We start from the raw sequence: 19,983 nt of genomic DNA, 5'->3' as shown, positions 1-19,983 counted from the left end.
CGAGGTCGCGCGCACGTTGTAATTTTGGCAAAATCTGCTCCTAAAATATATTGCTCACGATACAAAACGTTATTCAGCGGCGGCTGATGAGTGCTTTTTTTCGTCAAAGGCCAAAACCCACCCGGAATTGGCGCGCGAGGCAGCGTTGCGTCGGAAAACTTTTGCTTGCCAAAAGTGAATAATCGCAGCAATCTCGTGGCGTTCGGGCATTTTGCGAGCATGGGAAGTCCTTAAGATTGTGCGCGCCGGAGACGCTAATACTCCGGTCGGTAGGTTCTGAAGAAGCAGGCGGAAGTTCTGCGGAGAACTCTACTGATTTAGAGGGGACCTTTTTCTCACAATTCAATAATTGCCTGTTAGCGTCTCCGTGAGGAGGCAATATCAGTATGCTGCCCGTGTGGATGGCGGGCAGAGATCAAAGGACCTGACGCATGGCCGAGACTGGGACTGTAAAATTCTTCAACACCGACAAGGGCTTCGGATTCATCAAGCCTGACAAGGGCGGCGCGGACATCTTCGTTCACATTTCCGCCGTGCAGGCTTCCGGATTGGCCGGACTGACGGAAAACCAGAAGGTAAGCTTCGACACCGAACCGGATCGTCGCGGCAAGGGCCCGAAGGCCGTCAACCTGCAGATCGACGGCTGATAGAGCCTACCTTTGCAATCGAGTTGAAGCCCGGCGGGCCGCCGGGTTTTATCGTTCAGCCTGCATTCAGCCGCCAGCCGTTAACTTGCCATCATCAAGGTGCAAAACCGGCCAAGAGTTTGAACAGGACAGAACACATGAATAGCCTTGCCAAGACCCTTCTTCTGACGGCAACCGCGGCTGCCATCACATTCTCGTCGATCGGTGTCGCATCGGCTGACGACTGGCGCTATCGCCACCACCATAACAACGATGCATGGGTCGGCGGCGCTGTCGGTCTTGCAACAGGCTTGATCGTCGGCTCGGCGATCGCCAATGCGCCGCGTTACGACGAACCGCGCTACATCGACCCGCCCTACGCCTATGACGATGGCCCGGTCTACGCAGCGCCTCCCCGCTATTACCGCCCGGCGCCCGTGCGCTACTACCAGCCGGCTCCGGTTCGCGTCGGCGTCGAGCCGTGGACCCCGCAGTGGGAACGCTACTGCTCCTACCGCTACCGTTCGTTCGATCCGCGCAGCGGCACCTTCATCGGCAATGACGGCCGCAGCCACTTCTGCGTCGCGAACTGATCGAATACTGAACGCTCATGCACGAAGCGCCGCTTTTCAGCGGCGCTTTTGTTTTGTGCGGGCGTTGCCCGCTCTGATCCCCTGCCCGGCTCAAAGCCCCTGCAGATAGGGATTGCCGCGCCGCTCGTCGCCGATCCGGCTGCCCGGGCCATGGCCGCAGATGAAGCCGACCTCATCGCCCAGCGGCAGCACCTTGTCGCGGATTGAATCCAGCAACTGCTGGTGGTTTCCGCCGGGAAGATCGGTGCGGCCGATCGAACCGTTGAACAGAACGTCGCCCAGATGCGCGAACTTCTGCGCCCGGTTGAAATAGATGACATGCCCCGGCGCGTGGCCCGGCGTGTGATAGACCTCGAACACATGCTCGCCGAAGGAGACAGTGTCCCCATCCTTCAGCCAGCGATCCGGCTCGACATTCTGCATCTGCCCCGCAGGCAGCCCGTATTTCTCCGCCTGCGTCTCGATCCGTTGCAGCAGCGGCAGGTCGTCCTCGTGCGGGCCGATGATATCGACGCCAAGCGCCTCCTTGAGCTCCTTGGCCCCGCCGGCATGGTCGAGATGGCCGTGGGTCAGCCAGATCGCCTTGATCTTCAGGCCATTCTGCTCGATCCCCTGCAGGATATTGGCGACATCCCCGCCCGGATCGATCACCACGCCTTCCTTCGTCGCTTCATCGAAAAAGATCGTGCAGTTCTGCTGGAACGCTGTCACCGGAATGATCCCGGCCTGGAGCATGCTCATGGGGTGCCTCGCTTTATGTCTTGCGTACGTCGTCCGTCTCGATGTCGATATAGTCGCAAACGCCGGCACGTGCAGCCTTGATTTTGCCGAGCCCTCCGTCACGCCGCAACGACAAGTGTAATCTCCTGTGATCGCCCTTAGCGGAACCTCCCCTTGTTCCGGGCGTTACCAACCCGTCTATAAAAGGAGACCCACGATGACCATGAAGCGAAATCTTTTCCTGGCAGGCGCAATGGTTCTGGCGTCCGCCGGCCTCGCCCGCGCGGAAATGGCCGCAACGGCCATCAACGATCTGACCATTCACGCCGGCCCCGGCGAGCAGTATCCCGCTGTCGGCGTTGCGACGCGCGGCTCCGAAACCATCCTCGACGGCTGCGTCGCGGGCAGCCAGTGGTGCCGTGTCGATGTCAACGGCATGCGCGGCTGGGTCTACGCCCAGTACCTGCAGATGGATCAGGACGGCAACCAGGTAATCGTTCAGCAGCACCAGTCCGATCTCGATATCCCCGTTGTGACGTATGAAACCACGGCAGCGACCGGCCCCGCCGAACCCGCTCCGGGCGACGAACTGCTCGGCCCGGTCGGCTCGGTCGAGACGATCGAACCGCCGCAGACGGTCACCACCTATATCGAGAGCAACCCTGGCCGCACGGTCGAAGTCGGCGGTGACGTCGTCGTCGGCGCGCAGGTGCCCGGCACCGTGACCTTCCAGGAAATCCCAGACTACCAGTACCGCTACGCCCGCATCAACGACCGTCCTGTACTGGTCGATCCGGGCACGCGCCGTATCGTCTACGTCTACAACTAAGACCTGAAATCATGGACAACAAAGGCGGCCACCCGGCCGCCTTTTTGATGCGCGCTCGCCAGACGGCTGTGAACTCGCCGCAACGCTCGCGTCATGCCTGTTGATTGTTGCCGCAAATATGCCTCTTAATCCAATCACGCAGGGGAATTGCGTATCGCATGGGGAGTTTTGCGCGGAGGCATCTCGGTTCGACTGATAACACCGATCTTCTTTGCACGCGCGAAAGCCGGAAACCGACGGACACTGGAACATATGTCATCATTGCTGACCTATGGTCCCGCGTGCTCCGGCCAAACGGCGCAGACTAGGAAAGGAAATGCCAAATTGGCACGACAGAGCAGCCCGAGAGCCGGCAGGCAGGAGCCCAAGCCGGAGCCTTTGACCAAGCCGTTGGAAAACACCGAAACCATCGACTTCGACATCATCGAGCTCCTGTTTTTCTCCTATCGGGACTTCGTATCGGATCCTGATGCCATCCTGGCAAAGAGCGGCTTTGGACGTGCGCACCACCGCGTGGTGCATTTCGTTAACCGAAACCCCGGCATGACCGTTGCCGATCTCCTGGATACGTTGAAGATAACCAAACAGAGTCTTGCAAGGGTACTCAAACAGCTTATCGATTCGGGGTATATTCAACAAAAAGCGGGGCCTGAGGACCGACGTCAGCGCAAGCTCTATCCCACCGCGACCGGCAGGGATCTGGCGCTTGCACTCGCCGAGCCGCAATCGCGCCGTATTGAGAGAGCATTCGACGGAGCCTCCCCGGAGGTCAGGGCGGGTGTGAAAGCCTTCCTGAGTGGCATGCAGAACAGACAAAACTCGAAAGCGGACTGAATGGCGGCGAAGATAGTGATTTCGGACGATGCGGCACACTTGCTCGTTGTGGATGACGACACGCGTATTCGCGCGCTGCTCAACCGCTATCTGAGCGAGAACGGCTTCCGTGTGACGGTCGCGGCCGATGGCGCCGAAGCACGCCGCAAGCTTGGCGGCCTCGATTTCGATCTGATCATCATGGACGTGATGATGCCCGGCGAATCCGGCATCGACGTCACCAAGGATCTGCGCATCATCAAGAACGTGCCGATCATCATGCTGACGGCGCTCGCCGAATCCGACAGCCGCATCGCCGGTCTGGAGGCCGGCGCCGACGACTATCTGCCCAAGCCCTTCGACCCGCGCGAGCTGGTGCTCCGCATCAACAACATCCTGCGCCGCAACGTCTCCGGCGATGCGCCGAAGATCGAACAGGTCATGTTCGGCCCCTACACATTCTCGCTCACCCGCCGCGAGCTCAAGAAGGCCGCCGAGATCGTGCGCCTGACGGATCGCGAGCAGGAAATCATGCTGCTTTTCGCCAAGCGCGCCGGCGACACAATCCCCCGCCACGAACTGATCGGCAACGATGTCGATGTCGGCGAGCGCACGATCGACGTGCAGATCAACCGCCTGCGCCGCAAAATCGAGGACGATCCGTCAAATCCGGTCTGGCTCCAGACGGTTCGTGGTATAGGATACCGCCTGAGCATCGATTGATGATCCGGGACCCGGAAAGGCATTAGATGGTGACATTCGATTCCCTGCGACGCGAGGACCGCTCGCCGGTTTCCGGCTGGCGTTGGTTCACGCGCCTGCTGCGCCGCCAGCTTCCCAAGGGCCTTTACGTCCGTTCGCTGATCATCATCATCATGCCGATGGTGCTCCTGCAGTCCGTCGTCGCCGCCGTCTTTATGGAGCGGCACTGGCAGATGGTCACCCAGCGCCTGTCGATGGCCGTGACCGCCGATATCGCCGCGATCATCCAGATGATCGAGACCTACCCGCAGGATACCGACTACAGCGAGGCCACCCGCATCGCCCGCGACCAGCTCGGCCTGCAGATCTCGATCGAGCCCGATGGCGAGCTGCCACCGCCCCGCATCAAGCCGTTCTTCTCCATTCTCGACGGCATTCTGAGCGACGAGATCCGCGACCAGATCAAGCGCCCCTTCTGGATCGACACGGTCGGCGATTCCAATCTCGTCGAGGTCAGGGTGAAACTCGACGGCAAGATCCTGCGCGTGCTCGCCAAGCGCAACCAGACCTACGCCTCCAACACCCATATCTTCATTGTCTGGATGGTCGGCGCCTCGCTGGTGCTGATCACCATTTCCATCCTGTTCCTGAGGGGCCAGATCCGCCCGATCCAGAAACTCGCGGCCGCCGCCGAAAGCTTCGGCAAGGGCCAGAAGGCTGAAAACTTCTACCCGCGCGGCGCTGACGAAGTCCGCCGCGCCGGCCTCGCCTTCATCCTCATGCGCGAGCGCATCGAACGCCAGATGGAGCAGCGAACGGCGATGCTGACAGGGGTTAGCCACGACCTGCGCACCATCCTCACGCGCTTCAAGCTGCAGCTCGCACTCGCCGGAGACAATCCCGATCTTCAAGGCATGAGCGACGACGTCAACGACATGCAGTCGATGCTGGAAGCCTACATGGCTTTCGCCCGCAGCGAGGTCGAGGAAGATGTCGGCGAGCTGAAGCTGAGCGAGCTGCTGTTGAAGCTTGAGCCGGACTTCGCCCTGCACAAGAAGACGCTCACTTATTCAATCGAGGGCGACGACGATATCGTGGTCCGGCCGAACGCATTCACGCGCCTCGTCACCAACCTCGCCTCCAACGCCCGCCGCTACGCCAAGACCCTCAACATCGAGGCCAAGCACGGCGCCAAGTGGCTGACGATCGTGTTTGACGACGACGGCCCCGGTATTCCCGAACAGAACCGCGAAGACGTCTTCAAGCCCTTCTTCCGCCTCGACGAAGCCCGCAACCTCGATGCGTCGGGAACGGGTCTCGGCCTTGCGATCGCCCGCGACATCGCCCGCAGCCATGGCGGCAACGTTACGCTTGGCGACAGCCCCTCAGGTGGCTTGCGCGCCGTCATCCGCATTCCGGCCTGAGATCACGATGGCGATCGATTTGACGGATATGACCTGGCTCAACCCGCCGCCCCTCTCCGAGCAGCGCGACGACGGCCTGCACGTGCGCTCCGGCGACAAGACCGATTTCTGGCAGGGAACCTATTACGGCTTTCACCGCGACGACGGCCACTTCCTCCATCGTTTACGCCAAGGCGACTTCACCGCAGAGCTGAGCTTTTCGGCGGATTACCAGGCGCTCTACGATCAGGCCGGCATCATGCTGCGCGCCGACGCGACGCACTGGATGAAATGCGGGATCGAATACACCGACGGCGCCCGCCACTTCAGCGTCGTCGTCACCAACGGCAATTCCGATTGGTCGGCATTTCGCATCGACCATGATTTCGCAAGGCTGTCGGTGCGGGTCACGCGCAACGGCGATGCGCTGTTCATCCAGTGCAGGACGGACCTGATGGCGGATTGGCGCATGGCGCGCCTCGCCTGGTTCGACCCGAAGTTTACGGAATTGATGGTCGGCCCGGTCTTCTGCTCACCGCAACGCGCCGGCTTCGAAGCCACGTTTCACGATTTCAGCCTCTCGGACCCGATCTCACGCGATATTCACTAGAATGTCGGCATTGAACCGCCGGGCACAAGGCCACGGCGGCGCTCCACCAATCACATGATCTTCTTGCCGTTTGGCACCGGCTTGTCCGGCGCCGCGAGCACGATGGCGCCGGCCTCGTCCTCGAAGCCGAGCGTCAGAACCTCGGAGCGGAACGGCCCGATCTGCCGTGGCGGGAAATTGACCACGCACAGCACCTGCCGGCCGACGAGATTTTCAAGCGTATAGTGCACGGTGATCTGCGCCGAGGACTTCTTGACGCCGATCTCCGGCCCGAAGTCGATCAAAAGCTTGAAGGCCGGCTTGCGCGCCTCGGGAAACGGATTGGCCTCGATCACGGTGCCGACACGGATGTCGACCCGCTCGAAATCGCCGTAGGTAATCTCTTCGGTCATCAAAATACGCCTTGAATTAACCCGCCAGCTCCTCGGCGCGCTTGCGAGCGGCCGAAAGCGCCTTGTCGAACAACGGCTGCATCGCATCGTCAGCCATCAGCACCGAGAGCGCCGCCGCCGTCGTGCCGCCTGGCGACGTCACGTTCTGGCGAAGCTTCGATGCGTCGTCGGGGGACTGGTACAAGAGTTCACCAGCCCCCGCGACAGTTTCCCGTGCAAGCCGCATGGCAAGGTCCGCCTGCAGGCCGAGTTTGCGGCCTGCTTCTGCCATGCACTCCACGAGATAGAACACATACGCAGGACCACTGCCCGAAAGGGCTGTAACGGCATCGATATCGGATTCTGAAGGTACCCACTCCACGGGTCCGGAGACCCTGAGCAGCGCATGCACCTGATCGCGCTGGTTCTGGCCAACGCGGGCATTGGCGAAGGCGCCGGTCACGCCGCGGCCGACCATGGCCGGCGTGTTCGGCATGGCGCGAACCATCGCCGCTTCGCCGAGATGGGATTCGAGGAAACCGAGCGTCTTGCCCGCCGCGACCGAAACCACGACCGTCTCGGCACCGACGGCACTCTTCACGGAGGGGAGCACGGCGTCCATTACCTGCGGCTTCACCGCCAGAAACAGCACGCCGGCCTTCAGTTCGGCGGGCAGCGCCGTCACATGCCTGGCGCCCGCCTCATTGATCGTCGCCATCATCTGGGCCGAGGGGCCGGGATCGACGACGACGACGGAGGCACCGGGCACACCATTCTTCAGCCAGCCGGAGAGCATCGCGCCCCCCATATTGCCGGCGCCGACAAGAACGATTGGACCCGAGGACGACAGACCGGACATGTTACGCTTCACCCACGGTTTCGAACAACACGGCTTCCATGGCGCGGTTGGCGTCCATGCCGGACCAGATCACGAACTGGAACGCCTGATAATAGGTCTCGCAGGTATCGAGCGCGCTGGCGAGCAGCACTTCGACCTGACGGTTCGTCGGCTCCGCGCCGCCGGCAAGCAGCAGCGACTGGCGAAAGATGATCACATCCTCCTGACGCCAGACGTCGAAGTGACCCATCAGCACCTGACCGTTGATCCCGGCCAGAAGCTTCGTCACTTCATTCATGCGCTGTTCGGGGATCTTGATGTCGAAGGCGCAGCCGAGATGCAGCGCCTCGAATTCCTCCATCCAGGAAAAGGAGACGTGATAATCCGTCCACTTGCCCTCGACCGTCATCGCGATTTCGTCGTCACCCGACCGCTCGAAAGCCCAGTCGTTGTGGGCGGCGACGTACTCGATCATATCGACCGGGTTCGACTGACGCTCGACTTCCAATTCCATGAGGCTCATGCAGCACCTTCTTGACCGGAGTGAATGCGTAACGACTTCGTCCAACGAGACACAAGCGAACACACGCAACTAACCCGGAAACCACCAACCCAGATGACCGTTGAACCGCTACCAGACTTACGCAGTGAACCTGCCCGGAGCTTACCAACTGCTTCGAATCATCATTTAAAATCAGTGTATAACGCACCCGGTGGTGTGCCAGCCCCCTGAGGGCCGTTTTAGGGAACGCCACTGTGGAAAGGTGTTGGGAATTGGATTCAGAAGGAGGGTATAAACGACTCTGCCCATTGGCTTTTTTGGCAGTGTCCACAGGTGGATAAACACACCCGATTTTTTGGCCGAAGGAGCGGTGTGTCTCTCAAAGGCCACACCGCGCCCTGTCCCCAAACGGGATTTACTTGCCCTTGGCGGCAGGCTTGGATTCGAGCTTGGCCTCGAGCGCGGCGATGCGTGCCAGCAGCGCATCATTTTCGTCGCGCGCCTTGATCGCCATCTCGCGGACGACCTCGAACTCTTCCCGCTTGACCACGTCCATGCTGTTCAGCCAGCGCTCGGCCTGCGCGTTGAACATCGTCTCGACTTCCTTGCGCACGCCCTGGGCGGCACCTGCGGCATCTGTCATCAGCTTTGCGAACTCGTCCATGATGCGGTTTGCGCCTGTCGTCATGGCGGTTTACTCCCTTTGAAATAATGGCTTCCGGCCGGTCTCGGCCCTCAGGAATGAGGTAGGGCTTCGCCGTTAAGGATGCAAGCGCTTTGCACTGGATAAGCGGTCGCACTTATCTCGCATCACTAACAATCAACTTGACCCGCTGTTATGGCAAGGCCATCTTCCGCCCACATCAACGGATGGGATTACCTTGCAGACAGCTGCCGACCTTATGGCCATCATGCCGTTCCCCAATATCGACCCGATCGCCTTTGCAATCGGGCCCGTGGCCATTCACTGGTACGGCCTGGCCTATGTCGCGGGCATCATGATCGGCTGGTACTACGCGCGCCTCATCGCCGCGAATGACAGCCTCTGGCCCGGCAATGTCTCGCCGATCACCAAGGCGCAGCTCGACGATTTCGTCGTCTGGGTGGCGCTCGGCGTCGTCCTCGGCGGCCGCATCGGCTATATCCTGTTCTACGACATGCCCGCGATCATCGAGAGCCCGATCCGCGCCATCCAGATCTGGAACGGCGGCATGTCCTTCCATGGCGGCCTGACCGGCACGACGATCGCCATGATCATCTTCGCCAAGCGCAACAAGATCCCGCTCTGGAACCTCTTCGATATCGTCGCCGCCGTCGTTCCCGTCGGCCTCTTCTTCGGCCGCATCGCCAATTTCATCAATGGCGAGCTCTGGGGCCGATTGACGGACGTGCCGTGGGCCGTTGTCTTCCCGACCGGCGGCCCTTTCGCGCGTCATCCGAGCCAGCTTTATGAAGCGGGCCTCGAAGGCATCGTGCTGGTTCTCGTGCTCGCCGCCCTCATCTACGGCATGAAGGCGCTGAAAACCCCCGGCTTCGTCGCCGGCGTCTTCGTCTGCGGCTATGCGCTGTCGCGCATCTTCGTCGAGTTCTTCCGTGAACCTGACGCACAACTCGGCTACCTTCTCGGCACCAACTGGCTGACGATGGGCATGGTTCTGTCGTCGCCGATGATCCTGCTGGGCCTCTGGGCCATGATCCGCGCCCGTCGTCAGGCTGCCCTGCAGTCCTGATCGCGGCACCGGAGGAGGAGAACATGACCACCGCACTCGGTGAGAAGATCAAGGCTATCATTCAGGCGAACGGTCCGATCAGCGTCACCGATTACTTTTCGCTGTGCCTCGCCGACCCCGAATACGGATATTACAAGACAAAGGAACCCTTCGGCAGTTCCGGCGACTTCGTCACCGCGCCCGAGGTCAGCCAGCTCTTCGGCGAGATGATCGGCGTCTTTATCGTCCACGCATGGCAGCGCCACGGCACGCCGTCGGATGTGAAGCTGGTCGAGATCGGCCCCGGACGCGGCACGATGATGTCGGACATGCTGCGCGTCATCGAGCGCCTCGCGCCGCCACTCTTCGAAACGATGAGCGTCCACCTCGTCGAGACCAGCCCGCGCCTGCGCGAAGTACAGGCGGAGACGCTCGCCGCCCATCAGGGCAGGATCAGCTGGCACAACGGCTTCGATGAAATCCCGCCGGGCGTCACGCTGATCGCCGCCAACGAACTCTTCGACGCCATCCCCATCCGCCAGTTCGTGAAGACCGCGACCGGCTTTCGCGAACGCATGGTCGGTCTCGACGTCGATGACGAACTGTCCTTCGGAACCGGCGTCGCCGGCATCGACCCGCAGCTGCTGCCGGAGCAGGCAGCGACCGTGCCGCTCGGCACCCTCTTCGAAATCGCCCCTGCCCGCGAATCCGTCATGGTCGCCATCGCCGATCGGCTGAAGGCCTTTGGCGGCACGGCGTTGGCGCTCGACTACGGCCACCTGATCACCGGCTTCGGCGATACGCTGCAGGCCGTGCGCATGCACGAATTCGACCCGCCGCTCGCCCACCCCGGCGAAGCCGATCTGACCAGCCACGTCGATTTCCAGGCGCTCGGCGAGACCGCCGTGGCAGCCGGGCTCCACGTCAACGGACAGCTGCACCAGGGCGACTTCCTGGTGGGCCTCGGTATCCTGGAACGCGCCGCCGCCCTCGGCCGCGATCGCGAACCCCGCACCCAGCAGATCATCCAGGCCGCCGTCGACCGCCTGGCCGGCGAAGGCGAAGGGAAGATGGGGGAACTCTTCAAGGTGATGGCCGTTTCCCATCCCGCCATCGATCTGATGCCGTTCCGTTCCGTGGATTGACAGCGCACGCGCAGCGGGGTCAACATCGCCGCAATCGACAGCGCTTCGTCCGTCACACCGTCTGGGCGTCGCTAAAACAAATCTCGGGCCGAAACAAATCTTGGGCCAAAACAGATCTTGGAACGACCGATGACACATGCGCCCTCCCCGGAACCGATCCAAAGCGCGCTGCTGAACGAAGCGACGGGCAGCGCCATCCAACACGGCTATTTCACCCGGCAGGGCGGCGTCTCCGACGGCATCTATCGCGGCCTCAATGTCGGCCTCGGTTCCAACGATGAGCGCGCCAAGGTCGAGGAGAACCGCAGACGCGTCGCCGGCTGGTTCGACCTTCCGGTCGAGCGGTTGGCAACCGTGCATCAGGTGCATTCGCCCGACGTCGTCGTGGTCGACGCCTCCTATGACGGCACCCGCCAGCCGGCCGATGCGCTGGTGACCGCAACGCCCGGCATCGCGCTTGGCGTGCTCGCCGCCGACTGCGGACCGATCCTGTTCGCCGATCCGGAAAACAAGGTGGTGGGCGCCGCCCATGCCGGCTGGAAGGGTGCTTTCACCGGCGTGCTGGAAAACACCATCGATGCCATGATCAAGCTCGGTGCCAAGCGCGAGGCGATCGTCGCCTGCCTGGGACCATCGATCAGCAAGGCGAGCTATGAGGTCGGCCCCGAATTCGTCGAGCGCTTCGTCAGCGAAAACGGCGACTACCAGCGCTACTTCACCCCGTCGGAAAAGCCCGGCCATTCGATGTTCGACCTCCCGTCCTTCACCATCGACCGGCTGCGCGCCGCCGGCGTCAGGGCCGAAAGCCTCGGCGTCTGCACCTACCCCGACAGCGAACGCTTCTTTTCCTACCGAAGAACGACACACAGCCAGGAACCGGACTACGGCCGACAGATTTCGGCAATTGCCATAAGGGAGATGTGACCGGTATGGGCCTACACTTCGAAACCTCCGAATTCGCCGATCGCCTCGCGCGGCTGACGCAACAGATGCAGGAGGAGAAGCTCGATGCCCTCCTCCTCTTCGCCCAGGAAAGCATGTACTGGCTGACGGGTTACGATACCTTCGGCTACTGCTTCTTCCAGACGCTGGTCGTCAAGGCCGACGGCACCATGGCGCTCCTCACGCGCTCCGCCGATCTGCGCCAGGCGCGGCAGACGTCGGTCATCGAAAACATTCATATCTGGGTCGATCGCGTCAACGCCGACCCGACCGTCGATCTCAAGAACCTCCTGGTCGAGATGGACCTGCTCGGCGCGCGCATCGGTGTCGAATACGACACCCATGGCATGACCGGCCGTATCGCAAGGCTTCTCGACACGCAGCTGATGGCCTTCGGCCAGATCTCCGATGCCTCCTACCTCGTCAGCCGCCTGCGCCTGATCAAGAGCCCGACGGAGATCGCCTATGTCGAGCGCGCCGCAGCCCTTGCCGACGACGCGCTGGACGCGGCCCTCTCGTTGACGAAGGCAGGCGCCGATGAAGCCGCGATCCTCGCTGCCATGCAGGGTGCCGTCTTTGCCGGCGGCGGCGATTATCCCGCCAACGAATTCATCATCGGCTCCGGCGTCGACGCCCTGCTCTGCCGCTACAAGGCCGGCCGCCGCAGGCTCGACGCCAACGACCAGTTGACGCTGGAATGGGCCGGCGCCTACGCGCATTACCACGCCGCGATGATGCGCACGATCGTCATCGGCGAACCGAGCTATCGCCATCGTGAGCTCTACAATGCCTGCCTCGAAAACATCCAGGCCATCGAAACCGTACTGAAGCCGGGACACACATTCGGCGATGTCTTCGACGTCCACTCGAAGATCATGGAGGAGCGCGGCCTCTCGCGTCATCGCCTGAACGCCTGCGGCTATTCGCTCGGCGCCCGCTTCTCGCCCTCGTGGATGGAACACCAGATGTTCCATGTCGGCAATCCGCAGCCGATCGAACCGGGCATGTCGCTCTTCGTCCACATGATCATCATGGATTCCGACAGCGGCACGGCCATGACGCTGGGCCAAACCTATCTCACGACCGCCGACGAGCCGAAGGCGCTGTCGCGTCACCCGCTCGACTTCATCAACCTCTGAGTGGGTACCCTTTAGAATCGACAATTGACATTGCAGTGCCCCGACCGTCATAAAGTTGGCCGGGGCATATGCCGCGTGGCAACACGCGCACGAAAAGAAGGATGACACGAGGGATGACGCGACTTGCGACAGCGCTCACGCTCATCGCCTGCCTTGCCCTGCTTTCAGCTTGCAATACCACGGATGCCCTGACACCCCTCGTCGACATCGGCGACACCTCGGGCAGCATCCGCTCGACGCCGGTCACCCAGGGCGAGGTCGAGCGCATGGCCGGCACACCGCGCCGCAGCCAGACGTTTGCGTCTTCGCCGCGCGAGGGCGGCTACCACCCCGCCTATGTCGAGCAGGACACCACATCAGGCCCCATATCCGGTCGCGGCGCTCCGCCGACCACGATGCAGGCCCAGGCCTACGCGCTCGATGGCCAGACCGAACAATCGCCAAGAGCGTCTGCCGCGATCCGCAGCCAGCCTCTTTCCGAGCAGGTCTCCGACACCGTTTCGGAACCTGTATCCAATGCCCAGGCCGAAGAGCAGGACATCGCCGACGCAGAAGCCAAGGAAAAGGCAGCCGAGCCGAAGCGCACGGCGATGCTGACGCCATCCGGCGCATCGACCGTCCGCTTCCTGCCGATCATCGGCGCTCCGGTGCAGGCCGTGACGCCCCTGTCGCGGCAGCTCGGCGCCGAAGCCCGCTCGCACGGCCTCTCGATCAAGAGCTCGAACGACAACAGCACCGCCTTCATCCTCAAGGGTTACCTCTCGGCCTTTTCCGACAGCGGCAAGGTCACGGTGGTCTATGTCTGGGATGTGCTCGACAACAGCGGCGCCCGACTGCACCGCATTCAGGGACAGGAGAGCGTTCCCTCGCAAGCGCAGGATCCCTGGGCCGTGGTACCGGCCTCCGTCATGCAGCAGATTGCGTCCAAGACGATCACCGAGTTTTCCTCGTGGCGGGACGCCCGTGGCGGTTAAGCCACAAGCTTTTTGGAAATATCAAGGCGCAAGTCGCGTTTACCCTTGCATTCGGAAACAAGCTGGCTAAAAAGCGCGGCTATCAGCAGGCAACAGGCGGACCAAGATGAAGGTTTTCGCAGGCAATTCGAACCGGCACCTCGCCGAAGAGATCTGCAACTATCTTAAAGTGCCCTTGGGCAGAGCAACGGTCCGAAGATTTGCCGACCAGGAAATCTTCGTGGAAGTCCAGGAAAACGTACGCGGCGAGGATGTCTTCCTCGTCCAGTCGACGTCCTTCCCGACGAACGACCACCTGATGGAATTGCTCATCATGATTGATGCGATGCGCCGCTCGTCGGCCCGCCGCATCACCGCGGTCCTCCCCTACTTCGGCTATGCACGCCAGGACCGCCGCGCTTCGGGCCGTACGCCGATCTCGGCCAAGCTCGTCGCCAACCTGATCACCGAAGCCGGTGCCGATCGCGTCCTGACGCTCGATCTCCACGCCGGCCAGATCCAGGGCTTCTTCGATATCCCGACCGACAACCTGTATGCCGTGCCGATCCTGACGCGCGACATCAAGGCCAACTATGACATCTCCAACGTCATGGTTGTTTCGCCAGACGTCGGCGGCGTCGTGCGCGCCCGCGCGCTCGCCAAGCGCCTCGACTGTCTGCTGTCGATCGTGGACAAGCGCCGCGATCGCCCGGGTGAATCCGAAGTCATGAACATCATCGGCGACGTCACTGGCAAGGACTGCCTGCTGATCGACGATATCGTCGATTCCGGCGGCACGCTCTGCAACGCGGCCGACGCGCTGCTCGCCAAGGGCGCTGCAAGCGTTACCGCCTACATCACCCATGGCGTTCTGTCGGGCGGCGCGGTCACCCGCATCACCAATTCGAAGCTGCGCGAACTGGTCATCACCGACTCCATCCAGCCGACGACGGCTGTCCAGTCGGCGCACAATATCCGCGTGCTGACCACCGCAACGCTGATCGGCGAAGCCATCAACCGCACCAGCCAGGAAGAATCCGTCTCCAGCCTCTTCGACTGAGGCTGGCAGGACTTTCTCTCCGCCCTTCCTCCCCCGCGCCAATTCGGCTAGGATTATCAATGATATCCAGCCGACGGGAGGAAGAGGCATGGCGACAATACTGAAATCTCAGATAAGACTGGCGATGCTGGTCATCCTTCCAGCCCTCTCCGCCTGCACCGCGGACATGGGTCCGGGCTATGGACCAGGCCCTGGTTACGGACCCGGACCAGGCCCGGTTCGTCCCGCGCCACCGCCGCGCCCTCGCCCGCCGCAGCCGCAAATGTGCACCATGGAATACGCGCCCGTCTGTGGAGAACGTGGCGGACGCACGCAGACCTTCGGCAATGCCTGCCAGGCCAACAGCAACGGCTTTAGGATCGTCGGTCGTGGCGAATGCCGCGCCGGGCCACCGATGACGCCGGGACCCGGCCCTCGCCCGCCCCGTCCGCGCCCTCCCCATGAAGAGCCGATGCCGCCGCAGCGGCCAGGTGGCATCTGCACGCGCGAATACCGCCCCGTTTGCGGCGAGCGCGGCAGAGAGATCAGGACATTTTCGAATTCATGCGAGGCAGGCAATGCGGGCTTCCGCATCGTCGGTCAGGGCGAATGCCGCCGCTGATTATGCTGGCTCTCTGACGAGCAGCAGGTTTCCGGCCCCACGAACGGGGCCGGAAACGACTTGGGCTCAGTTCGCGCCCTTGATTACCTGGCCATTGACCGTGATCGAACCATCGCGTGCGACGTTGACGTCCCAGCGCTGACGACCATCAGGATCGGTCTTGCCGAAGCCCTTGACCATCATCAGGCCGAAGGAAACCTGATTGAGGTCGGGATTGCTCTTGGCCAGTTCCTGGATGGCGGTGATCGTCTTGTCGAAGTCGCGCGCGACGATCGATGCGTTCAACGAATACGCCGTAGTGGACTCCGGAATGCCGCGGACTTCACCCGAGATCTCGGCATCGTAGACGCTGGAGCGCGCCGAAATCTTCGGGAACGCAACGACGAACTCGCCATTGGTCAAAAGCTTCTCGAAAGCCTTGTCGCTTTCCGCCTTGCTCTTCTTGTCGTCGGCAAAATCGACCTTCATCAGCTCGTCGCCGACAGCCGCGATGTTGAGTTCCGGAAAGGCGAACTGCAGGTCCACCTCTTCGGGAACGAAGGGCGCATACATCTCGGGCAGCAGAGCGCTGTTGAAGCTGATCTGCTTGGCAGCCATGCCGACATCGAACCGCATCGCATCGCTCGGACCGCTCATGCCGATCGTGTAGTCGACGCTGTCGGCGCCGCCGCTGCCGGCAACGCTCGACACGCTGACCTTGTTCATGGTCACCGTCTCGTTCAGGCTCGACATCAGCGGGAACGACTTGCGCACCAGCTCCTTGATCTCTTCGCTCTCGGCGCGCTTGAGCTTCTTCTCATCGGCATGTTCGATGATGAAGGCGAGGATCGCGCGGAAATCGTTGACGGAAACGCCGTTCACGGCAGCCGCGAAATCCACCGAGTCGGCGCGGATCTCGACCGGCGGGACTTCCTTGCCGCTGATCGTCTCGACAAAGCCGTTCATCGTGCCGCTGCCGGCGAAATTGGTGCGACCCTTCAGCTCGCCGTCCGACGAGGTCATCTTGTAGGTCGACGAGCCGGTCTCGACGCTAACCTCTTCCTTCTCCGTCTTCGACGTGAAGCGGAGCGCCTTGCTGGAGAAGTCGCCGGACTTCAGATAGCTGATCGCCGGATCGAAGATGCCGTTCGAAATCAGGGAATCGATGACATAGGTGAATTCGGTGTTCGGCTGGCCGGGCGCCTTGAACGAGCCGGTGACGTCGAGCGAATTGTTGCCCTCGATCGTCCACAGGCCGCTCTCTTCAGGCGTTGCGAAGATGGACCACGGATTCAGGCCCTTGATGGAGAAATTCTTCGGGTCTGCCTTCTTCAACAGCGCCGCGAAGTCATAGACGATCTCGTAGCGCGTTCCCGCCGGGTTGACGGTCACGAAGCCCTTGGCTGCATCCTTCGGCAGGAGCTTCGACAGGTTCGCCTCGATTTCCTTGGCGCCCTTCTGGTTGATCTCGACCGCGTAAGACGTCGAAACCAGACCAAGAAGAACGACAGCGGTCGCCGTTAGGGTCTTGAGTTGCATGCTGAATTTCTCCCGTGCCATTTGAGGTCGCATGTGAAGGCTAGCCCCCCACCCTGTCAACCCGGCAGTTGCATGCGCGGCCTCAGGCGGCGATCTTGCGTGAACGCATCGGCATCGGCCGGCCGAGCAGATAGCCCTGCGCTTCATCGCAGCCTTCGTCGAGCAGAATACCAAGCTGCACATCCGTCTCGACGCCCTCCGCGAGCACCGGAATATTGAGGCTTTGCCCAAGCGCCAGGATCGCGCGGATGATCGCCTTCGCCTGCTCGCTGGTCTCCACCTCGTTCATGAAGCTACGATCGAGCTTGATCTTGTCGAACGGGAAGGCGCGCAGCGTTTCCAGCGACGAATAGCCCGTGCCGAAATCGTCAATGGCGATCGATACGCCGAGATTCTTGACCTGACGCAGCGTCAGCAGCGCCCGGTCCTTGTCGACGATGATCGACGACTCGGTGATCTCAAGCTCCAGGCGCCATGGCTCGAGCCCGGTCTCGAACAGGACCGAATGCACGAGATGGGCGATATCCTGGTGACCGATCTGGACGGGCGACAGGTTGACGGCGATCTTGTGCTTATTCGCCCAGCCGGCAGCCTCCTTGCAGGCCTCGCGAAGCACCCATTCCCCGATCGGAACGATCGCGCCGCATTCCTCGGCAACCGAGATAAACTCGCCCGGCGGCACGTTGCCCCGCGTCGCATGATCCCAGCGCAGCAGTACCTCGTAGCCGGTGATGTCACCTGTTGAGACCGACTTCTGCACCTGGAAGTGCAGATGCAACTCGTTCTTTTCGATCGCCGACCAGAGATCGCTTGCCATCTTGCGACGGTCGCGTGCCGCCTCGTCCATCGCCACTTCATAGAAGCAGATGCGCTCGGAAAGCGTCGCCTTGGCGCGGTACATGGCAAGATCGGCATTGGCGAGCAATATCTCGCCGGTCGCTCCGTCCTGCGGATAGATAGCAACGCCGATGCTGGCGTCGGGATTGATGTCGAAATCATCGATCTGGAAGTCGCCGGTCAGGCTCGCCTCCAGCCGCGCCACGAAATCATGCAGATCCGCGATATCGGAAAACTGCTTGATCGCCGCGAACTCGTCACCGCCGAAGCGGGCAACGAATTCGTCTTCGCCGAGAAGCTGGCTCATGCGCTCCGAGAGCGTGACCAGCACCTGATCGCCGGCGCTATGGCCGCGCTGATCGTTGATCTCCTTGAACTTGTCGAGATCGATGCCGATGACCGCGACCTTCGTGCCGGCGCGCTTGGCGACAGCCAGATCCTGCGACAGGCGCTCGGAAAACTCGGAGCGGTTGGGCAAGCCCGTCAACGCGTCGTGGCGCGCCATGAAGGCGATCTTTTCTTCCGAAATCAGCCGTTCCGTAATGTCTTCGTAAGTCGCGACCCAGCCGCCATCGGGAAGCTCGTTGAGGTTCAGCTGGATCGACCGGCCATGCGCGCCTTTGTGCACGATCGAGCGTTCACCGGATCTAAGCGCCCGCATCAGCTTGTCGTAATGCTCGGATGCGCGCTTTGCCACGGCCTCGGGATCCGAGAAGTGGATCTCGTACCCGATCGCGATGATCTCCTTGTAGCTCATGCCGGGACGGATCGTTCCCTGCTCGAATTCAAAGATCTCGCTATAGCGGCGGTTTGCCAGCACGAGCCGTTCCTCGGCGTCGAACAGGCAGATGCCCTGCGAGACGTTTTCAAGTGCGAGATCGAGGTTGCGCGAGACTTCCTTGATGCGGTCGCGGTCGGCCTTCTGCTCGGTCACATCCTTGGTGATCTTGGCATAGCCGGCGATCTCGCCGTCGGCGTTCCAGATGGGATCGATCACGACATGCGCCCAGAAGGACGTTCCGTCTTTGCGGAACCGCTTGCCCTCGGCCTCGAATTTCCCCTCGGTGCGCGCCTTCAAAAGTGCCCGCTGCGGCAGGCCGGCCGCGCGCTCTTCCTCGGAGTAGAAGCGCCCAAAATCCTCGCCGATGATTTCGTCGGCGGTGTATCCCTTGGCGCGTTCGGCGCCGGCATTCCAGTTGGCGACCCGGCCATCCTTGTCGAGCATGTAGATCGCGTAATCGGTCACGCCCTGCACCAGCATCTCGAAACGCGCCTCGCTCTCCTTCGTCGAGCTTTCCGCACGCATCGCAAACAACGCCGCTGCAAAGCCGGACGTAATCATGGACAGCGAGACCGAGAGAAGCGTGACGACCATGAAGCCGGTGGACATGGTCTCGCTCGGATCGATCACTGGTCCCGGGCCGGGCACGATCGTCAGCGCCGCCATGGCCGTAAAATGCATCGCCACGATCGCGGCGCAGACCGTCGCGGCAGGCATAAGCAGCTTGCGCGCATCGGTCTTGATATCGGGGAGCATATAAAAGCCGATGGCCGAGATGACCACCGCGCAAGACATCGAGGCAAGCACAAGCGACTGGTCCCAATCCATGCTGCCGGGAAACTGCACAGCCGTCATGCCGAGAAAGTGCATCGACGTGACGCCGACGCCGAACAGCATGCCGGCGAACGCCCGCCGCACCCTGCTCTCCGCGCCGGCAGCGAACGCCACGGCGGCAAGCGTCGCGACCACCACCAGTACCAGCGACGTCAATGTTTCCGAAGTGTCGTAACCGACGACCACGCCGCTATCATAGGCAAGCATCGCCACGAAATGCGTCGCCCAAATGCCGAAACCGCCGGCAGCACCACCCATCAAGAGCCAGATCAGGCGCGCGACCTTGACGGTGCTGCGCGCCCGCTGCAGCAGTGTCAGCGCGGCAAGGCTCGACAGGAAGCACAGGCATCCGGCCAAAACGACCAGCCTGAGATCATGCATGTAGGCAATGCAGTTAAAAACGGTAAGCATCATATATCCGGACCAATTTGCCGTTTCGCTTTCATATGCGGGCGCT

Annotated in this window: 20 protein-coding genes and 1 pseudogene; 14 read left to right on the top strand and 7 right to left on the bottom strand. The window is 61.8% G+C overall.

The annotated features are described in order from the left end of the window. Window positions 1–431 precede the first annotated feature (431 nt). Window positions 432–647 (top strand): cold-shock protein, encoded by a 216-nt coding sequence (locus ACCD05_RS07815; protein ID WP_018897410.1) that lies wholly within the window; start codon window positions 432–434, stop codon window positions 645–647. Window positions 648–784: 137 nt separating this feature from the next. Further along, window positions 785–1,219, top strand: coding sequence for a BA14K family protein (locus tag ACCD05_RS07810; protein ID WP_018897409.1), 435 nt, complete (start codon window positions 785–787; stop codon window positions 1,217–1,219). A gap of 90 nt (window positions 1,220–1,309) precedes the next feature. On the opposite strand, the gene ACCD05_RS07805 is transcribed toward ACCD05_RS07810, so the two are convergent. Further along, window positions 1,310–1,960, bottom strand: coding sequence for an MBL fold metallo-hydrolase (locus ACCD05_RS07805; RefSeq protein WP_209234970.1), 651 nt, complete (start codon window positions 1,958–1,960; stop codon window positions 1,310–1,312). Between the two features lie 196 nt (window positions 1,961–2,156). Here ACCD05_RS07805 and ACCD05_RS07800 point away from each other — a divergent pair, with 196 nt between their 5' ends. From ACCD05_RS07800 to ACCD05_RS07780, 5 genes are all read left to right on the top strand, one after another. Then, window positions 2,157–2,768, top strand: coding sequence for a DUF1236 domain-containing protein (locus ACCD05_RS07800; protein ID WP_413392009.1), 612 nt, complete (start codon window positions 2,157–2,159; stop codon window positions 2,766–2,768). A gap of 324 nt (window positions 2,769–3,092) precedes the next feature. Beyond that, on the top strand, window positions 3,093–3,602 hold the full coding sequence (locus ACCD05_RS07795) for a MarR family winged helix-turn-helix transcriptional regulator (protein WP_047506055.1): 510 nt from the start codon (window positions 3,093–3,095) through the stop codon (window positions 3,600–3,602). Then, window positions 3,603–4,304, top strand: coding sequence for a response regulator (locus tag ACCD05_RS07790; protein ID WP_018897404.1), 702 nt, complete (start codon window positions 3,603–3,605; stop codon window positions 4,302–4,304). A gap of 26 nt (window positions 4,305–4,330) precedes the next feature. After that, on the top strand, window positions 4,331–5,707 hold the full coding sequence (locus ACCD05_RS07785; RefSeq protein WP_413392008.1) for an ATP-binding protein: 1,377 nt from the start codon (window positions 4,331–4,333) through the stop codon (window positions 5,705–5,707). Window positions 5,708–5,714: 7 nt separating this feature from the next. Continuing rightward, window positions 5,715–6,296 carry a DUF1349 domain-containing protein gene (locus tag ACCD05_RS07780; protein WP_413392007.1) on the top strand — a complete coding sequence of 194 codons (582 nt, stop codon included), beginning with the start codon at window positions 5,715–5,717 and terminating at the stop codon, window positions 6,294–6,296. A gap of 50 nt (window positions 6,297–6,346) precedes the next feature. Here the strand turns inward: ACCD05_RS07780 and ACCD05_RS07775 are convergent, their stop codons facing one another. The 4 genes from ACCD05_RS07775 to ACCD05_RS07760 all read right to left on the bottom strand — a co-directional run bounded on the left by ACCD05_RS07775 (window position 6,347) and on the right by ACCD05_RS07760 (window position 8,695). After that, complete coding sequence (locus ACCD05_RS07775) at window positions 6,347–6,688, bottom strand: tRNA-binding protein (protein WP_047506062.1); 342 nt, start codon at window positions 6,686–6,688, stop codon at window positions 6,347–6,349. Window positions 6,689–6,704: 16 nt separating this feature from the next. Continuing rightward, on the bottom strand, window positions 6,705–7,526 hold the full coding sequence (gene proC / locus ACCD05_RS07770; protein WP_413392006.1) for a pyrroline-5-carboxylate reductase: 822 nt from the start codon (window positions 7,524–7,526) through the stop codon (window positions 6,705–6,707). A gap of 1 nt (window position 7,527) precedes the next feature. Then, complete coding sequence (locus ACCD05_RS07765; RefSeq protein WP_026282796.1) at window positions 7,528–8,028, bottom strand: YbjN domain-containing protein; 501 nt, start codon at window positions 8,026–8,028, stop codon at window positions 7,528–7,530. Between the two features lie 394 nt (window positions 8,029–8,422). Next, a complete protein-coding gene (locus ACCD05_RS07760; RefSeq protein WP_047506065.1) occupies window positions 8,423–8,695 on the bottom strand; it encodes an accessory factor UbiK family protein in 273 nt (90 codons plus the stop codon). A gap of 193 nt (window positions 8,696–8,888) precedes the next feature. Between ACCD05_RS07760 and lgt the strand changes: the two genes are divergently transcribed. The 7 genes and pseudogenes from lgt to ACCD05_RS07725 form a co-directional block, all read left to right on the top strand. After that, window positions 8,889–9,737: a prolipoprotein diacylglyceryl transferase gene (lgt, locus tag ACCD05_RS07755; RefSeq protein ID WP_181459272.1), complete on the top strand. Its 849-nt coding sequence runs from the start codon at window positions 8,889–8,891 to the stop codon at window positions 9,735–9,737. Between the two features lie 23 nt (window positions 9,738–9,760). After that, window positions 9,761–10,861 carry a class I SAM-dependent methyltransferase gene (locus tag ACCD05_RS07750; protein ID WP_413392005.1) on the top strand — a complete coding sequence of 367 codons (1,101 nt, stop codon included), beginning with the start codon at window positions 9,761–9,763 and terminating at the stop codon, window positions 10,859–10,861. A gap of 129 nt (window positions 10,862–10,990) precedes the next feature. Next, a complete protein-coding gene (gene pgeF, locus ACCD05_RS07745) occupies window positions 10,991–11,785 on the top strand; it encodes a peptidoglycan editing factor PgeF (protein ID WP_413392004.1) in 795 nt (264 codons plus the stop codon). Window positions 11,786–11,790: 5 nt separating this feature from the next. Then, window positions 11,791–12,942 carry a M24 family metallopeptidase gene (locus tag ACCD05_RS07740; protein WP_413392003.1) on the top strand — a complete coding sequence of 384 codons (1,152 nt, stop codon included), beginning with the start codon at window positions 11,791–11,793 and terminating at the stop codon, window positions 12,940–12,942. A 113-nt stretch (window positions 12,943–13,055) separates the two neighbouring features. Continuing rightward, on the top strand, window positions 13,056–13,916 hold the full coding sequence (locus tag ACCD05_RS07735; protein ID WP_413392002.1) for a hypothetical protein: 861 nt from the start codon (window positions 13,056–13,058) through the stop codon (window positions 13,914–13,916). Between the two features lie 106 nt (window positions 13,917–14,022). Then, window positions 14,023–14,955 carry a ribose-phosphate pyrophosphokinase gene (locus ACCD05_RS07730; protein ID WP_018897392.1) on the top strand — a complete coding sequence of 311 codons (933 nt, stop codon included), beginning with the start codon at window positions 14,023–14,025 and terminating at the stop codon, window positions 14,953–14,955. 166 nt (window positions 14,956–15,121) lie between these two features. Further along, window positions 15,122–15,553 (top strand): annotated as a pseudogene (locus tag ACCD05_RS07725) (Kazal-type serine protease inhibitor domain-containing protein); the annotation flags it as partial. Window positions 15,554–15,622: 69 nt separating this feature from the next. On the opposite strand, the gene ACCD05_RS07720 reads toward ACCD05_RS07725, so the two are convergent. Both ACCD05_RS07720 and ACCD05_RS07715 read right to left on the bottom strand, forming a co-directional pair. Then, a complete protein-coding gene (locus tag ACCD05_RS07720; protein WP_413392001.1) occupies window positions 15,623–17,074 on the bottom strand; it encodes a hypothetical protein in 1,452 nt (483 codons plus the stop codon). 82 nt (window positions 17,075–17,156) lie between these two features. Further along, a complete protein-coding gene (locus ACCD05_RS07715) occupies window positions 17,157–19,937 on the bottom strand; it encodes an EAL domain-containing protein (RefSeq protein ID WP_413392000.1) in 2,781 nt (926 codons plus the stop codon). Window positions 19,938–19,983: the final 46 nt, after the last annotated feature.

Source organism: Rhizobium sp. Rhizsp42 (assembly GCF_047304155.1).
Lineage (GTDB): Bacteria > Pseudomonadota > Alphaproteobacteria > Rhizobiales > Rhizobiaceae > Rhizobium.
The sequence above is the reverse complement of the archived record's forward strand: the minus strand, read 5'-3'. Positions and strand labels throughout refer to the sequence as shown.

Bases quoted from the DNA above. Each gene is read 5' to 3' on its own strand.
- ACCD05_RS07735 (WP_413392002.1), top strand. From the start codon at position 13,056: ATGACGCGACTTGCGACAGCGCTCACGCTCATCGCCTGCCTTGCCCTG.
- proC (WP_413392006.1), bottom strand. From the start codon at position 7,526: ATGTCCGGTCTGTCGTCCTCGGGTCCAATCGTTCTTGTCGGCGCCGGC.
- ACCD05_RS07730 (WP_018897392.1), top strand. From the start codon at position 14,023: ATGAAGGTTTTCGCAGGCAATTCGAACCGGCACCTCGCCGAAGAGATC.
- ACCD05_RS07780 (WP_413392007.1), top strand. From the start codon at position 5,715: ATGGCGATCGATTTGACGGATATGACCTGGCTCAACCCGCCGCCCCTC.
- ACCD05_RS07765 (WP_026282796.1), bottom strand. From the start codon at position 8,028: ATGAGCCTCATGGAATTGGAAGTCGAGCGTCAGTCGAACCCGGTCGAT.
- ACCD05_RS07815 (WP_018897410.1), top strand. From the start codon at position 432: ATGGCCGAGACTGGGACTGTAAAATTCTTCAACACCGACAAGGGCTTC.
- ACCD05_RS07715 (WP_413392000.1), bottom strand. From the start codon at position 19,937: ATGCTTACCGTTTTTAACTGCATTGCCTACATGCATGATCTCAGGCTG.
- ACCD05_RS07775 (WP_047506062.1), bottom strand. From the start codon at position 6,688: ATGACCGAAGAGATTACCTACGGCGATTTCGAGCGGGTCGACATCCGT.
- ACCD05_RS07740 (WP_413392003.1), top strand. From the start codon at position 11,791: ATGGGCCTACACTTCGAAACCTCCGAATTCGCCGATCGCCTCGCGCGG.
- ACCD05_RS07790 (WP_018897404.1), top strand. From the start codon at position 3,603: ATGGCGGCGAAGATAGTGATTTCGGACGATGCGGCACACTTGCTCGTT.
- ACCD05_RS07760 (WP_047506065.1), bottom strand. From the start codon at position 8,695: ATGACGACAGGCGCAAACCGCATCATGGACGAGTTCGCAAAGCTGATG.
- ACCD05_RS07720 (WP_413392001.1), bottom strand. From the start codon at position 17,074: ATGCAACTCAAGACCCTAACGGCGACCGCTGTCGTTCTTCTTGGTCTG.
- ACCD05_RS07785 (WP_413392008.1), top strand. From the start codon at position 4,331: ATGGTGACATTCGATTCCCTGCGACGCGAGGACCGCTCGCCGGTTTCC.
- pgeF (WP_413392004.1), top strand. From the start codon at position 10,991: ATGACACATGCGCCCTCCCCGGAACCGATCCAAAGCGCGCTGCTGAAC.
- ACCD05_RS07800 (WP_413392009.1), top strand. From the start codon at position 2,157: ATGACCATGAAGCGAAATCTTTTCCTGGCAGGCGCAATGGTTCTGGCG.
- ACCD05_RS07805 (WP_209234970.1), bottom strand. From the start codon at position 1,960: ATGAGCATGCTCCAGGCCGGGATCATTCCGGTGACAGCGTTCCAGCAG.
- ACCD05_RS07750 (WP_413392005.1), top strand. From the start codon at position 9,761: ATGACCACCGCACTCGGTGAGAAGATCAAGGCTATCATTCAGGCGAAC.
- ACCD05_RS07810 (WP_018897409.1), top strand. From the start codon at position 785: ATGAATAGCCTTGCCAAGACCCTTCTTCTGACGGCAACCGCGGCTGCC.